Origin of the sequence: Pseudomonas sp. 3-2 (assembly GCF_019710535.1) — a bacterium.
Taxonomy (GTDB): Bacteria; Pseudomonadota; Gammaproteobacteria; order Pseudomonadales; family Pseudomonadaceae; genus Aquipseudomonas; species Aquipseudomonas pharyngis.
Genome location: NZ_CP081200.1, coordinates 1738988 through 1754012, shown reverse-complemented (window position 1 = coordinate 1754012; position 15025 = coordinate 1738988). Strand labels below are relative to the sequence as shown.

15 protein-coding genes are annotated in these 15025 nt (G+C 60.2%); all 15 read right to left on the bottom strand.

Annotated elements, in window-relative coordinates:
* Window positions 1-86 precede the first annotated feature (86 nt).
* The gene (locus K3819_RS07930; protein ID WP_064600713.1) at window positions 87-1478 is read right to left on the bottom strand and encodes a sigma-54 dependent transcriptional regulator; all 1392 of its coding nucleotides are present in this window, start codon (window positions 1476-1478) and stop codon (window positions 87-89) included.
* A gap of 5 nt (window positions 1479-1483) precedes the next feature.
* Window positions 1484-2695 carry a PAS domain-containing sensor histidine kinase gene (locus tag K3819_RS07925; protein WP_039765586.1) on the bottom strand — a complete coding sequence of 404 codons (1212 nt, stop codon included), beginning with the start codon at window positions 2693-2695 and terminating at the stop codon, window positions 1484-1486.
* Window positions 2696-2804: 109 nt separating this feature from the next.
* The gene (locus tag K3819_RS07920; protein ID WP_039765583.1) at window positions 2805-4280 is read right to left on the bottom strand and encodes a sigma-54 dependent transcriptional regulator; all 1476 of its coding nucleotides are present in this window, start codon (window positions 4278-4280) and stop codon (window positions 2805-2807) included.
* 172 nt (window positions 4281-4452) lie between these two features.
* Window positions 4453-4749, bottom strand: a complete 297-nt coding sequence (locus K3819_RS07915) for a hypothetical protein (protein WP_039765621.1) — start codon at window positions 4747-4749, stop codon at window positions 4453-4455.
* 10 nt (window positions 4750-4759) lie between these two features.
* Window positions 4760-5158, bottom strand: a complete 399-nt coding sequence (gene fliS, locus K3819_RS07910) for a flagellar export chaperone FliS (RefSeq protein WP_007958302.1) — start codon at window positions 5156-5158, stop codon at window positions 4760-4762.
* A 129-nt stretch (window positions 5159-5287) separates the two neighbouring features.
* Window positions 5288-6754, bottom strand: a complete 1467-nt coding sequence (gene fliD / locus K3819_RS07905) for a flagellar filament capping protein FliD (RefSeq protein WP_085611532.1) — start codon at window positions 6752-6754, stop codon at window positions 5288-5290.
* A gap of 80 nt (window positions 6755-6834) precedes the next feature.
* On the bottom strand, window positions 6835-7191 hold the full coding sequence (locus K3819_RS07900; protein ID WP_039765579.1) for a flagellar protein FlaG: 357 nt from the start codon (window positions 7189-7191) through the stop codon (window positions 6835-6837).
* 71 nt (window positions 7192-7262) lie between these two features.
* A complete protein-coding gene (locus tag K3819_RS07895; protein WP_221398977.1) occupies window positions 7263-8123 on the bottom strand; it encodes a flagellin domain-containing protein in 861 nt (286 codons plus the stop codon).
* 243 nt (window positions 8124-8366) lie between these two features.
* Window positions 8367-8633 (bottom strand): hypothetical protein, encoded by a 267-nt coding sequence (locus tag K3819_RS07890; RefSeq protein WP_064594345.1) that lies wholly within the window; start codon window positions 8631-8633, stop codon window positions 8367-8369.
* On the bottom strand, window positions 8630-9922 hold the full coding sequence (locus tag K3819_RS07885) for a motility associated factor glycosyltransferase family protein (protein WP_221398976.1): 1293 nt from the start codon (window positions 9920-9922) through the stop codon (window positions 8630-8632). Before K3819_RS07885 ends, K3819_RS07890 begins: the two co-directional genes overlap by 4 nt.
* 86 nt (window positions 9923-10008) lie before the next feature.
* On the bottom strand, window positions 10009-10935 hold the full coding sequence (locus K3819_RS07880) for a ketoacyl-ACP synthase III (protein ID WP_085611535.1): 927 nt from the start codon (window positions 10933-10935) through the stop codon (window positions 10009-10011).
* A 226-nt stretch (window positions 10936-11161) separates the two neighbouring features.
* Entirely contained in the window at window positions 11162-12214 is a 1053-nt protein-coding gene (pseI, locus tag K3819_RS07875; protein WP_221398975.1) for a pseudaminic acid synthase, read from the bottom strand.
* Complete coding sequence (gene pseG, locus K3819_RS07870) at window positions 12211-13713, bottom strand: UDP-2,4-diacetamido-2,4,6-trideoxy-beta-L-altropyranose hydrolase (RefSeq protein ID WP_221398974.1); 1503 nt, start codon at window positions 13711-13713, stop codon at window positions 12211-12213. The genes pseI and pseG overlap by 4 nt, the downstream gene beginning before the upstream one ends.
* On the bottom strand, window positions 13710-14405 hold the full coding sequence (gene pseF / locus K3819_RS07865) for a pseudaminic acid cytidylyltransferase (protein ID WP_221398973.1): 696 nt from the start codon (window positions 14403-14405) through the stop codon (window positions 13710-13712). Before pseF ends, pseG begins: the two co-directional genes overlap by 4 nt.
* Window positions 14402-15022, bottom strand: coding sequence for a pseudaminic acid biosynthesis-associated methylase (locus K3819_RS07860; protein ID WP_011333034.1), 621 nt, complete (start codon window positions 15020-15022; stop codon window positions 14402-14404). The genes pseF and K3819_RS07860 overlap by 4 nt, the downstream gene beginning before the upstream one ends.
* Window positions 15023-15025: the final 3 nt, after the last annotated feature.

Sequence of the window (15025 nt, the reverse complement as noted above, 5' to 3'; positions counted from 1 at the left end):
CGGCGGGTACTCAGGTGTTAGCAACAACGGTGCCAGCTCATGGGCACCGCTTTCAGAAAAGCCGTTTCAAACGTTTGCGCCACCCGTCAGGTGGCGAACAGGTAGCCTTCGACATCCATGCCCGCATCGCGCATTTGCGCCAGTTTGTACCGCAGGGTGCGCGGGCTGATGCCGAGTTTTTCGGCGGCTTCCTTGCGTCGACCGCGCTCGGTACGCAGGGTGTCGATGATCATCTGGAACTCGCGGCGACGCAGGTCATCGCCCAGCGCACCGGCCGAATCCGCCTCGATCTCGACTTCACGAATGACCGGCGCAACCGGAACGGCCGCCGGCAATGGAGCGAACAGCGCAGGCCCGGAGAGACAGAAATCCTGCGGCTGGATCAACCCGCCCTGCTGCAGAATCAAGGCCCGCTGGATCGCGTTATCCAGCTCGCGCACATTGCCCGGCCACGGATACCCGATCAGGCACGCTTGCGCTTCGGGCGAGAACTTCGCCGTCGCATGCTTCATTTTATTGACGTGTTTGGCCAACAGACGCTCGGCCAGCGGCAGGATATCGGCGGTGCGCTCGCGCAACGGACGCCAGGCCAGGGGAAAGACCGACAGACGATAATAGAGGTCTTCACGGAACCGCCCCGCCGCCACTTCGCCGGCCAGATCACGGTTGGTGGTCGCTACCACGCGGATATCCAGGGTGATCGGCTTGCGGGCGCCGACCCGCTCCACTTCCCGCTCCTGCAACACCCGCAGCAGTTTGGCTTGCAGGCCGAGGGGCATTTCGGAAATTTCATCGAGCAGAATGGTGCCGCCGTCCGCCTGTTCGAACTTGCCGGCCTGGGCCGCAATGGCGCCGGTGAACGAGCCTTTTTCGTGACCGAACAGGGTGGCTTCGAGCATGTTGTCCGGGATCGCCGCGCAGTTGATCGCAATGAAAGGCTGACTGGCACGATGGGATTGCTGGTGAATGTAGCGCGCCAGCACTTCCTTGCCGGTGCCGGACTCGCCGGAAATCAGCACGGTGGAATCACTGCGCGCGACCCGCGCTGCCAGATCCAGCAATTGCGCACTGGCAGGCTCGACCGCGACCGGGCCTTCGGCATCACTGACGCCAAGGCTGCCCAAGGCGTGACGGGCTACCAGATCCAGCAGAGCCTTGGGTTCGAACGGCTTGACCAGATAATCCGCCGCGCCTTGACGCATCGCATCGACCGCGCGCTCGACCGCACCATGGGCGGTCATCAGCAGCACCGGCAATTGCGGCTGTCGCGCGCGCAGCAGGCCGAGCAATTGATGGCCGTCCATGCCCGGCATGTTGACGTCGCTGACCACCAGACTGAACGCTTCGCGCTCGACGGCGCTCAGCGCCTCTTCGGCCGAACCCACTGCGTGATAGTCGTGACCGGCCAGCAGCAGCGTATCGGCCAGCGCTTCACGCAACGAGCGGTCGTCTTCGACCAGCAGAACCTTGATGCCCATGACCTTCACTCAGCTCCCTGAACAGCAGAAAACAACGGCAGGATGACCTGCGCGCACGTACCGCGCCCGACCCGCGAACGCAGCTGCAATTCCCCCTGATGCGCACGCGCCACGGCCTTGACCACGGTCAGGCCCAGGCCGGTCCCGGTGACTTTGGTGGTGAAAAACGGCTCGCCCAGCCGCGCCAGCACCGCCGCATCAATACCGCTGCCGCTGTCGCTGACACACAAACGCAAGGTATTGTCGCGGGTATAGCAATGCACCTTCAGACGCACCTCACCGGCACTCGCCTGAATCGCGTTTTCAATCAGATTGAGCAGCGCCCCGACCAGCGTGTCGCGATTGCACAGCAACTCGCCGGCATGGCTGTCGCATTGCCAGCGGATCGGCAGATCCTGCACATGGGTCAGCGCCGCGGCCTGCAACGACTGCATCAAGGCATTCGGTGTGACACGATCGGTCAGCGGCAGCTCGCCACGGGCGAAGACCAGCATGTCGCGCACCTGATGCTCCAGCTCATGCAGGCGCTCCTTGAGGCGACCGGCAAAACGCTGCTGGGTCGCGACCGGCAGTTCCTGCTCGGTCAAATGACTGGCGTACAGCAACGCGGCGGACAACGGTGTGCGGATCTGATGAGCCAGCGACGCGACCATCCGCCCCAGGGACGACAGGCGCTCGTGGCGCGCCAGTTGATCCTGCAAGTGACGGGTTTCAGTCAGGTCGTTGAGCAGCACCAACTGCCCGGGCTCGGCATCCAGCGAGCGGGTGGCAATCGACAGGCGTCGACCGTTTTTCAAGGAAATTTCGTGACCGTCATCTTCACGGGGCGCGAAGCAACGGGTGATGACGTGGCGCCACAGCTCGCCTTCCAGCGGCAGGCCAAGCAATTCGATAGCGGCAGGATTGGCCTCGCACACAATGCCGTGACCGTCGATGACGATGACGCCACCGGGCAACAGGTCGAGGAGGTTTTGCAGACGGTTGGCCAGGCGTTCTTTTTCCGCCAGTTCCTGCATGCGCTGGGCACTGACCACGGCCAGCTCGCCCTTGAGCTCGGTGACCCGGGCTTCGAGCATGCTGTAGGAGTCGGTCAACTGGCTGGACATCTGGTTGAACAGGGCGAATGCCTGCTCAAGCCCCTGGCGGCTCGCCTGCTCTACGGACGGCAGTTGCCCCGAGGACTCGGGAACAGAAGACATCTGGGAGGCTTGGGGCATTGTGCTTCTCGCTTGGCTGACCGTCAGTGAAACGGAACGTTGCGAGGGACATAGCAATACCCGTGCCTAAAAAAAACCGCTTATAAATGAAGCAGTTGAAAAACAGGCGTCAATCATCCGCCTGTTCATCACCTTCACGACGGCTCATGCCGTACTTGCGCATCTTCTCCACCAGCGTGGTGCGGCGAATGCGCAGACGCTCGGCAGCACGCGCCACGATGCCATTGGCATCGTCCAGCGCCTGCTGGATCAGGCCCTGCTCCAGACCACCGAGGTAGTCCTTCAGGTCGAGACCTTCCGGCGGCAACAGGGCGTTGGCGCTGAAGTCCGGCGTATGGCCGTTGATCGCCACGCGCTCTTCCAGGTCGCTGCGCAGGCTGTCGACCATCTGCTCGTCTTCGTCGTCGACGTAGCGGAATTTCTTCGGCAACTCGACCACGCCGATCACCCCGTACGGGTGCATGATCGCCATGCGCTCCACCAGGTTGGCCAGCTCGCGGACGTTGCCCGGCCAGCCGTGGCGGCACAGGGACATGATCGCGGCGGAGTTGAAGCGGATCGAACCGCGCTTCTCGTGCTCCATGCGCGAGATCAGCTCGTTCATCAGCAGCGGAATGTCTTCGACGCGCTCACGCAGCGGCGCCATCTCGATCGGGAACACGTTCAGGCGATAGTAAAGGTCTTCGCGGAAGGTGCCGATCTCGATCATGCTTTCGAGATTTTTGTGGGTCGCGGCGATGATGCGTACGTCGACGCTCTGGGTCTTGTTGCTGCCCACACGCTCGAAGGTGCGCTCCTGCAGCACGCGCAGCAGCTTGACCTGCATCGGCAGCGGCATGTCGCCGATTTCGTCGAGGAACAGCGTACCGCCGTTGGCCAGCTCGAAGCGGCCGGCACGGCTGGTGATCGCGCCGGTGAAGGCGCCCTTCTCGTGACCGAACAGTTCGCTTTCCAGCAACTCGGCCGGGATCGCCCCGCAGTTGACCGGTACGAACGGCGCGTCGCGGCGCTTGGAGTGGTAATGCAGGTTGCGTGCGACCACTTCCTTGCCGGTACCGGACTCGCCGAGGATCAGAACACTGGCGTCGGTGTCAGCCACTTGCTGCATCATCTGACGCACGTGCTGGATCGCGCGGCTGGTGCCGACCAAGCTGCGGAACAGGTTGGGTTCGCGATGCCGACCACGCTCACGGGCCTGGTCGTACATCTCGCGATAGACCTGGGCACGGTGCAGGGAGTCCAGCAGTTTGCTGTAGCTCGGTGGCATTTCGAGGGTCGAAAGCACCCGGCGGCGTTGGTCTTCGGGCAGGTCCACCGAAGAATTATCGCCCATCAGCAAAACCGGAAGGAACTCATCCCAGGTTGAGAGTGTCTTTAGCAAGCCCAAAAGCGCACCAGGAGCATTAACCGTCCCGATCAGTACGCAAATGACCTCACGACTAGACGACAAAGAGCCGACTGCCTGCTGCCAGTCATGGCTTCCGCAGGGTAAATTTTCTTCGCCAAGAAAATTTAAGATCACCGCCAGGTCGCGGCGGCGGACGCTATCGTCATCGATCAGCAGAATTTTGGTTTCACGCCACATGCAATAGCAACTTCCCTAGTCAACTCAATGCCCAAAATGAGGGGCAAGCGAGACGCTTGCAGGACACCTTGTGCCTGTAGACGCCTGAAATCTGAAAACAGCCACTAGTTAAGTCAAAAAACCGTGCACAGTCAAATTTATGGCGCACATGTCTGGATTAACTGGGGGTTAATTAACCAAACAGATGGTAAACCTTTGCCGCGTTCTGCGCTTGGGTGATCTGCGACATCTCGTCGACTATCGCCTGACGCTCACCCATCGCCACTTCCAGAAGCTGCTTGTAGACATGCAGCAACTCTTCCAGATTATCGCGCAACGCGACCTCGTCCACCGAGGCTTCACTCAAGACATCTTCCATGCAGGAACGGCAATCGAGGTCCAATTGACCGATGGCTTCCCAGTTGCGCTCGGCCAGGGCACCGACCAGCGCTACTCGGGTTTCTTCGATTCGCTGCAAAACAAGACTCATGGTGATCTCCTCAGAACTGCGGAGCGGGCGCAGGTGCGATCGCATCCCAGCCTTCCTTGACGGTGCTCAGCAAGCCGGCAACCTCATCAAGAATGCGCGGATCGCTGCTGATGTTCGCCTCGGCGAGACGCTTCATCATGTAGATATAAAGACCGTCCAGATCAGCCAGCGTATCCGCGGAATTTTCCAGATCCAGGCCTTCGCGCAGTCCGCTGACGATGCCGATGGCCTTGCTGATCGACGTGCACTTGGCAGGAATATCCTTGCGCTCGATCGCACCTTTGGCCTGAGCGATACGGTCCAGGCCGCCTTCCATCAGCATTTGCACCAGGCGATGAGGGCTCGCTTCAGATGTCTGAGCGTGCGCGCCTACTTTCTGGTATTGCCGAAGGGCTAACATCGGATTCATGTTCTACCTCATTTGCCACAATGACTCGTATGAACAGTGTATCGCCAGCGAGTCGAAAAACTTTAGACCACAAGACAAAAACCCGGCGCACGCTCGAAAGCGTAGCCGGGTTTTTGTCGCTCTTGCATGTTACTTCGCGGATTGCTGAGCGTTGAGCGAGGCGAAGAACGACGTGATGTTGCTCGCCGTAGACTTCATCTGACCTACCAGCAAGTCCATGGCGTTGTATTTTGCAGTCAACGTCTTGGTCAGGTTGGCAACACGCAGATCGAGCGCCAGTTGCTGACTGGTCAGGCTCTTGGTGTTGTTGTTCAGGATGGCCATGCGCTGATCAAGCAAGCCCGTGGCGGTAGGGAGACTACCGGCAGGAGGCTTCAGGTACGGATCCACCGCCTTGCTCATGCGCGCCAACAGACCGTTGGTGTCGTTGGTACCAGTAAACATCTGCTGGACCTGACCGGTCATGCCCGGCGTGGACATGGCCTTGTTGAAAGCCGTCGTATCGAGCGACAGGTTGCCGGTGAGCTTGTCGGTCATCACACCCAGCTGCGACAGATAGGCCATAGGACTCCCCGCAGCAGCTGCACCCGGAGCTGTCAGCTGCGCACGGATATCGGCGATCAACGAACGCGGCAGGGAGTCACCGGTGAAGGCCGCCTGAACGGTCAGCTTGCCATCCTCATCCGGTGTTGCCTTGGACAAGGTGTCAATGGTGCTCTTCAAGGTATTGTAGGCATCAACGAATGCCTGAACCGAGGTCTGCAAGCCCTTGGTGTTGGTATCGACAGTCACCGTGACAGGCGTCCCGGGTATCGCCGGAACAGTCAGCAGGTTCAATGTCAGACCACTGATTGCACCGGTTACCGTGTTGCTCTTGCTGGTTACCGCCAGACCGTCAATGGTCAGCGAGGCATCCTGAGCGAGGCCGCCGACCGATCCGGACGCACCTGCCGCCGGAGTGGCGCCCATCACCTGGGTGCCATCGATTTCCAGACCGGCAATACCGCTGACGGAAAGGTCGGAACCCGAACCGGTCTTGCTGGAGCTGATCACCAGCCGCGAAGCGCCAGTACTGTCGGTGACGATGTTGGCGGAAATACCGTTGGAGCCCTGTGCCGTGTTAATGGCGTCACGAGTGCTCTGCAAGGTCGCATTGGCCGGGATCGTGACATTGTAATCAGTGCCATTCTGACTGATTTTCAGGGTACCACTCGGAATGGCACTGGCCGCACCGCCGGCAAAGGATGCACTGGCAACTTTCGAACCGGTGGCCAGCTTACTCACGACAACACTGTAAGTACCGGAAACTGCAGTGTTATCCGAAGTCACACCCAAAACCGCAGGTGTACTCGATGTGGCGGTGTAACCGGCAAATGCAGGATTGGTCTTGCTGCCCAGATTGGTCATCGCGGTCTGGAATGCCGTCAGCGCACTCTTCAGCGTACCTACACCGGAAATCTTCAGCGTGTTGGTTTTCGTCGCATTGTCGATCTGCGTCTGCTTCGGCGACTTGTCGGCGTTGACCAGCGCAGTAACGATCGCACCGATGTCCAGGCCGGAACCCAGGCCAGAACCCGGTAAAATTGGACTTGCCATGTGCATCTCCCTTGGGTTGTTGCCAGTCTTTTGACCAATACCTGCGTCTAAAGAACTTCAAACACTATTCATGCCAGCTATCAGACTTTGGCGTCGAACAACACGTGACTTGCGTTGGCGAGGCTGTCTGCCAGCTTGAGGGCTTCTGCGGAAGGGATCTGTCGTACGACCTCGCCCGTCTCGCTTGCGATCACCTTGACGATGACCTTGCCGGAATGCTCGTCGATCGAGAACTCCAGATTGCGCTTGATCGACTGAACGAACTTCTCGATCTCCTGCACCGCCAGCTTCAGCTTGGTCTCATCTGACTCCTGACTCTTTTTCGAGGCAGGAACAGCATCAACGGTCTGAGGCTTGGTTTCCGACGGCTTGTCGGCAACGGTATTGACTGGCTTGGGAGCCGGATAAGACACGTTAAGCTTGACGCTCATGTCCATGCTCATCACCTCATAACGTAAAAAGCGAGAGAGCACGCAAGCGCACTCCCCCGCTAAAACTCATTCCGAAATTACTGAAGCAGCTTCAGTACAGCGGAAGGCAGTTGGTTGGCTTGAGCCAGAACAGAGGTCGAAGCCTGTTGCAGGGTTTGCTGCTTGGTCAGGTTAGCAGTCTCTGCGGCGAAGTCGGTATCTTGTACGCGACCTTGTGCAGCAGTGGTGTTCTCGGTGATGTTCTGCAGGTTGGAGATGGTGCTGGTCAGACGGTTTTGCGAAGCACCCAGGCTGGCACGAGTTGCACCGATTGCAGCGATAGCGGCGTCGATTGCAGTGATCGCGTTGTCGATGTTCTGCGAAGCAGAACCAGCGCCAGTACCGGTAGTACCGGTCAGAACTACAGTACCGCTACCTACGGACAGGCTGACGGCGTCGAACTTGGAGCTCAGTACCAGGTCGATGTGGTTAGCCGAACCGGTGTTCGCGCCCACTTGCAGGGTCACAGTACCAGCCGAACCGTCCAGCAGGTTTTTGCCGTTCAGGTTGGTAGCAGCCGAGATACGGGTGATCTCGTCGGACATCTGAGCGAATTCAGCGTTGGTAGCGGTCTGGTCAGCAGTGCCGTTGGTACCGTTACGTGCTTTAACAGCCAGTTCACGCATACGCTGCAGAATGTCGGTCGAAGCTTGCAGAGCGCCTTCAGCGGTCTGGGCAACGGAGATACCGTCGTTGGCGTTCTGGATTGCCTGGGTGTTACCGCGGATCTGGGAAGACATACGGTTGGAGATCTGCAGGCCAGCGGCGTCGTCTTTAGCGCTGTTGATTTTCAGGCCGGAAGACAGGCGCTGCATCGAAGTCGACAGAGCGTCGGAAGCGCGGTTCAGGTTTTTCTGAACGTTCAACGACGTGGTGTTGGTGTTTACTGTTAAAGCCATGACGAATTCCTCGTTGGTTGGGTACTGCGGCTTCCGGCCCTGGCAACCGCCGGGTATGGCCTAGAGAACCTTCGTAATAGTTATCGTCGGGTTTGCAGGTTGCTTGAGGGCTTTTTTGAAAAAATTTGCCATCACCCTGCCACCCCCTAGAAAACAAAGACTTAGCAGCACTTTACCTTCGAAAAAATGACGTCATAAAACCGTCCGTGGCGCAAACCGGCGGGCCAGCGCCTTCGCTCCTCTTCAGGCGGACGATTCTTCCAGCAATTGAATCAACTCGTACTCCATGAAATCGGCAAGACCCAGCCAGTCCTGACGCTCCTGACACGCGAGCATTTGCGTGAGCAACTGCGCCCAGACTTGCTGCGTCTGCGCGCCGGCCAACAGCAATGACTGCTGCGCGCCCTCAAACACATCGACCATGGTCAACGCGGCCTCGACATCACGCCCCAAGCGGAACAGCCCGGCGCACTGGTGGCATTCATCTACCCATGATTGCAGCGCAGTCATTGCACGAACTCCTGATTGAAACCCGTCCCGGCAATCTGTGCCCCCGCGCGGCTGCTATTGAAAAACGCCACCTGCGGCTGACTGGCGATGTATCGCTCCAGCACGCACAGATAGCCGCGAAAATTGAGCTGGGTACTGACGCGCTGGCCATACCCGTCACGCACCCAGTGCCGCGCCTGATTCACCGACGGCCCCAGGTCACCGTCATTCCAGCCGGCATGGGTCTTATTCATCGGGAAGGCAAAATCGGCACCGAACAGCGTGATGCGTGCAGCGCCCATCTTCACCGCCAGGTCCACGGCCGGGTGAATCACACTGCCACCCACATGCAGCAGCGCCCTCGGGTGCTGCTCACGCAATGCCGCGTAGACCGGACTGGCCGAATAGCCACCATAACGCTTGCCCTTCCAGGCCCTCAGCACCTCAGGATCACTCATGGGCAGATACACCAGCGGGATGCCGTCGGATTCCTCGAATGGCAAATGCCGGAAGCTGATGCGCTGATCGATACTCACCACATAGTCGGGCACGATCCCATGCTCGCGCAGCGGCCGGTACGCGGTATCGACACAAATGTACAACGGACGAACGGCCCGCTCGCGGATCGCGGCGAGACGTTCGAAATGCTGTTCCAGCGTCGGGCCGGTGCCGATCACATAGATCTCCCGACCGGCACAGGTGCCGAACAGCGTTGCCACATCATCGTCAGCCAGCAGTACCGGCAAGCAGTCCTGCAGACGCTGTTGAATGAACGGTGACTGCGGATCGAATTCACGATTGTTGAAGCTCAGGTGCACTTCGCTGACCAGCCGATCGCGGATCTTCGCGTTGAAGTCATCAGCCAGCAACATCTCGGCAGGCAATGCGAAGAACGGCGTGCAGATGTCGGACAGGTCGCCGGCGTAGAGCAATTCAACTCGCGGGTCCTGCAACCACTCCCGTTGATCGAGCAATTGCAGCACCAGGGCAAACAGCGCGCCGTTGAGGATGTGCACATACAGGCGCTCGAGCCCGGTGCGCTCCAGCAGCACCGTGGGCAAGTCCCCGAGGCCGGTGCCGTAGACATGCAGTTGCGGCTTGTCCGCCGGCAGGGTGGCAGCCTGAATCTGCGCCTCGCGGACACGGTCATGCCGGCTGGTGAGCTGAATGCCGCCAATGCTCAGCGTCGAGCCCAGCCCCTGCGTCAGCTCAGCCTCGATCGCCGAACTGTCTTCGTTCAGCAATCGTGCGAACAGCGCCGGCCAGCGTCGCTCGACGACTTCAGCATTGGCCTGGAAAAACTCACTCATGGCGCCTCGCGCTCCCTTCAGGCAAAAAAATAGCGTTCAAGGTTAACCCTTGAACGCTATTTTTGTATCCGCCGTTTTTATCCGATTCAAGGACGATAAATGATCGCCGAACCCCACGACAGACCGACGCCGAAACCACTGATCGCGATGCGGTTCCAATCGGAATCCATCACGTGTTTTTCCAGCAGCAGCGGCACACTGGACGACACGGTGTTGCCGGTCTCGACCATGTCCTTGATGAACTTCTCCGGCTCGCCTTCGAACCGCCGCGCCACGGCGTCGACAATCGCCGCACTGCCCTGGTGAATGCAGAAGGCATCGATGTCATCGGCCTTCAGACCGGAATCGTCGAGCAGTTCGTGCAGATGCGCAGGCACCTTGAGCAGTGCGAAGTTGAACACCTGACGGCCGTTCATGAAGAACACGCCATCGGTGACTTTCAGGTGCGGTGCGCCGGAACCGTCGGTGCCGAACTTGGCCTTGCCCAGCGCCCAGACCGGGTCCTCGCCCATCCAGGTGGCAGTGGCGGCATCGCCGAACAGCATGGTGGTGTTGCGGTCTTCCGGATCGACGATCTTCGAATACGGGTCGGCGGTGATCAACAGACCATTCTTCAGGCCGGCGGCTTCCATGAAGCCTTTGATCGCATAGATGCCGTAGACGTAACCGGAGCAGCCCAGGGAAATATCGAACGCCGCGACATTGGTCGGCAGGCCGAGTTTGTCCTGGACGATGGCCGCGGTGTGCGGCAGGCCTTCTTCGTCACCGTTCTGGGTGACGACGATCAGCGCATCAATGGATTCACGTTTCAGTTCAGGGTTGTTGGCAAACAGCGCATTGGCCGCTTCAACGCACAGATCGGAGGTTTCCTGTTCCGCGTCTTTGCGTGGGAGGAAGGCCGAACCGATCTTGCCGAGGATGAATTCTTCATCCTTCTCGAATTTTGCACCTTGTGCGTAATTGTCCACGCCGGCTACAGGAACGTAGCTCGCAATGCTTTTTATGCCAATCATTACGGCTTCCCAATAATAAACAGCCCAATACCACCGCTCGCAAGGATTCGAGGGGCGCCGACAAACAGAAAACGGCCGCCACAACGGGCAGCCACGGGGAGCGCAAAGGGCTATCACTGGAACCGAAAACGGGCCAGGCGCCATCTCCCCGGTCATTACAATACAGTGAAGATGCGCGTTATGACTCGCAGGTCACGCTATTTTGCCGAATCGATGACAGATCGGGTCATTCGACCAATGACCAGTCCAGCGGCGTACCACGTTTGATCGGCTGGCGCGCACGGCGCCCGAGGACGGCTTCGGTGTGCTTGGGCGGCAGACCGAGACCGGGACGAATGGCGCGCAGGTTGGCCGCCGTGAAGGGTTCACCGGCCGCCATATCGGCCGTGACGTACAGCGACCGACGGTAAACCAGCGACTTTTGCTCAGCCTCGGTCACGCCGTAATGCACTTGGCCCATGGCCTGCCAGGCGCGCTCGGTCTCGACCACCAGACTGGCCAGTTCCGCCGGTTCCAGCGAGAAACTGGCGTCCACTCCACCGGCCGCACGGTCGAGGGTGAAGTGTTTTTCCACCACCGTCGCCCCCAGCGCCACCGCCGCCACCGATACGCCAACACCCATCGAATGGTCTGACAGCCCGACCTCACAACCGAACAACTCACGCAGATGCGGGATCGTGCGCACGTTGCTGTTGGTCGGGGTCGCCGGGTAGGTGCTGGTGCACTTGAGCAGCACCAGATCCTTGCATCCCGCCTCACGGGCGGCGCGTACGGTTTCGTCGAGTTCGGCGATGCTGGCCATGCCGGTGGAAATGATCAACGGTTTGCCAGTCGCTGCGACACGGCGGATCAACGGCAGATCGGTGTTCTCGAAACTGGCGATCTTGTAGGCCGGCACATCGAGGCTTTCGAGAAAGTCCACGGCGCTGTCATCGAACGGTGTCGAAAACGCAAGCATGCCCAGCTCTTTCGCCCGGGCGAAGATCGGCGCATGCCACTCCCAGGGTGTGTGGGCCTTTTCATACAGGTCGTAGAGCGAAGTACCGGCCCACAGACTGTTCGGATCCTTGATGAAGAACTCGCCTTCCGCCAGATCCAGGGTCATGGTTTCGGCGGTGTAGGTTTGCAGCTTCAAGGCATGGGCACCGGCCTTTGCCGCCGCTTCGACAATCTGCAAGGCGACGTCCAGCGACTGGTTATGGTTGCCGCTCATTTCAGCGATGATGAACGGCGGCGCATCGGCACCGATCCGGCGGTTGCCGATCTTGAAACTGCTCATTGACGGGATTCCTTCAAAACCTTGGTGAACGCGCAGGCACTCTGGGTGAACCCGGCGTCACGGAAAACATTCATCGAGGGCTGATTGGCCGGCAAGACCTGGGCGGTAATGGCGGTCATTTGCGGCCAGTGCGCTGCCACAAAGGCTTCGCCCTGTGCCAGCAGCGCCCTGCCCCAGCCGAGGCCGAAACGCCCCTCGATCAGATACAGCGAAACCTCTGCCTCAAAGCCGCGCAGATCGTAGCGCAGGACACCGACCGGGCCGTCATCCGCCTCGGCCACCAGCAGCAACCGCTGAGGATTGCGCAGGCTCGCGCCCAGCCAGTTCACATGTTGCGTCCAATCAATCGCAGCGCTGTCCAGCGACCAGCGGCGCACGGCCTCGGCATTACGTCCATCGAACAGCAACTGCGCGTCATCCGGCGTCGCCAGACGCAACTTGAGCACCGCGCCGGCCAGTGCCGCCGCCACTCGCAGCGCACCACGCCCGTCGACCAGTTGCCGCGAACGCTCGGCCAGGCTCTGGCGCAAATAAAAGTTGCCCACGACAAAGCCAATCGCATCACGCAGTTGCTCGACGCTGACCTGCTCCCGCGCGCCCATGAACACATGCGCGCCGGCCGCCGCCAACACTTCGCCGTTGGCCTGTTGGTTGTTCGACACCGCAATGCAGATCGTCGGCAGGCCCAGGGCCGCGCGTTCCCAACTGGTGCCACCGCCGGCGCCAATAAACAGGTCGGCGTCGGTCATGCGCCGATGAAAATCACTGACAAAACTATGTAGGCGCCAGTGCGGCCGGCTTTCGGCCAACGCCTGCATCTCTGCCCAGGCCGGGTTGTCGGCACCGGCGACGAAATCCACTTCAAGCGCCGAAAAATCCGCCAGCGCCAGCATCGCGTGATGAGTCTGGCGTGCCGCATCAAAGCCGCCGAAATTCACCAGCACCCGGCGCGCCACCGGTTTGATCTCGATGACCGGGCCACTGAATTCTTCACGCAGCATGGCGAAGCGCGGTCCGAGCAGTGTTCGGCAACCGGCCGGCAGCAGCGGCTGATAATTTTCGCTGAGCCCAGAGAGGTTCTGATTGAGCAGCAGATCCACGCTGTAGCGGCGGGTCGCCAGATCATCGACGGCGGCGATCCGTGGTGCGAAGCGACGAGCTGCGGTCTGCCAGTGATGGTCGAGGCCGTAATGGTCGGCGATGACCCAGTCAAATCCGGGCTGCCCTTCCAGTTGCGCCGCCAGTGCATCGATATCCGCCTGCCACGGCAGCATCGACTCGATGGCCTGATCGGGATCTTCATCCACATAGCGATCCGGCAACGCGAAGGTCTCGAAGCCTTCGCTCTGCAACGCATCGAGCCGATGCCCCGGCAAACGACGGCAGGCAAACGCGACATGACTGCCTTGCGTGCGCAGTACTCGCGCCAGTGTCAGGCACCGGGCGATGTGGCCACTGCCGATGGTCGGCGAGGCGTCGGCGCGGATCAGCACTCTCATTGCAGCTCTCCACCAGCCTTGAGGGCGGCGTAAAGGTACTCGGCGCGCTTCCAGTCTTCGGCGGTATCGATGTCCTGCACCAGATGCCGGGGCAGGATCACCGGCAGACTGGCCGGCGAATACAGCACCTCTCCACTCAGCCAGGCCTCACTACGGCCCCAATAGAACTGGCCGGCATCCTGAAAGGCAGCCGGCAGATCCTGCGAACGGGTATTGCGAAACTCGGGGTACAACGCCGTCAGTGCGCCCTGCCCGTCCAGGGTCAGGGCGCGCTGCACCGGAAAGCCGAAATCGGTGACTGAAAAAGCAAAGGACTTGTCCGGATGCTGCGCCAGCAACTCCAGCCCCTGACGCAGAAACCGCGCCTGCAACAGCGGCGCCGTGGCGTACACACAGCAGGCGTAATCGAAGGCTGGCAGCTGCTGCAAGGCATGCGCGATCACCGTCGCAGTGCCGGTGAAGTCATCGGCCAGCTCCACCGGACGCATGAACGGCACATGAGCACCGTTTGCTCGCGCCACGTCGGCGATCTCTGCGTCGTCGGTGCTGACCACCACCTGCTCGAACAAGCCTGAATCGAGGGCCGTACGAATCGAACGGACAATCATCGGCACACCGTCGAACGGCTTGAGATTCTTGCGCGGGATGCGTTTGCTGCCCCCGCGGGCCGGGATGATTGCGACGTTGTTCAAGGACGTTTTTCCAGCAGGAACCAGGTGATGTCGTCCACCGGAAATTGCGGATCGCGGTGATAACCGAAGCCGTAATCCAGCAGTTGCAGATCGGGATAGCGATCGAGCATTTCCCCGGCGAAATCACGCTTGAACAGCTTGCCGCTATTGCCGCGATAGGACACTTCCACTGGCGACGGATTGTAGTACTCGGCGATCAGGATGTAGCGCGAACTCAACGCATACAACTGCGCATACGCCGTCGCCAGTAGTTCCGGCGCCAGATGGATCAGCACGCCTTTGCTCAGGGTCAGGTCGTATTGGCGTTCACGGGGAAAGTCGAACAGCGAACCGTGCCAGATGTTCGCAATCTCCAGCGCACGCGCCTGGGCACAGGCACTGGCATTGATTTCGACCCCGAACAGCTCGCAGCGGGGCAACAGCTGACGCAGCGCCTGCAAGTTGTTGCCGGCGTTGGTGCCCAGCTCCAGCAGGCTGTCGATCCGCCCGGCCCGGGTCAGCGCCTTGGCGAACAACGCCAGATTGGCCGCCACCAGTGGCTGGCCGACGTTGCGGTCAACGTACTGGTTACCGAATTCGCCCTGCCAGAATTGTTCCTGCTCGCTCAGATCACGCATTAC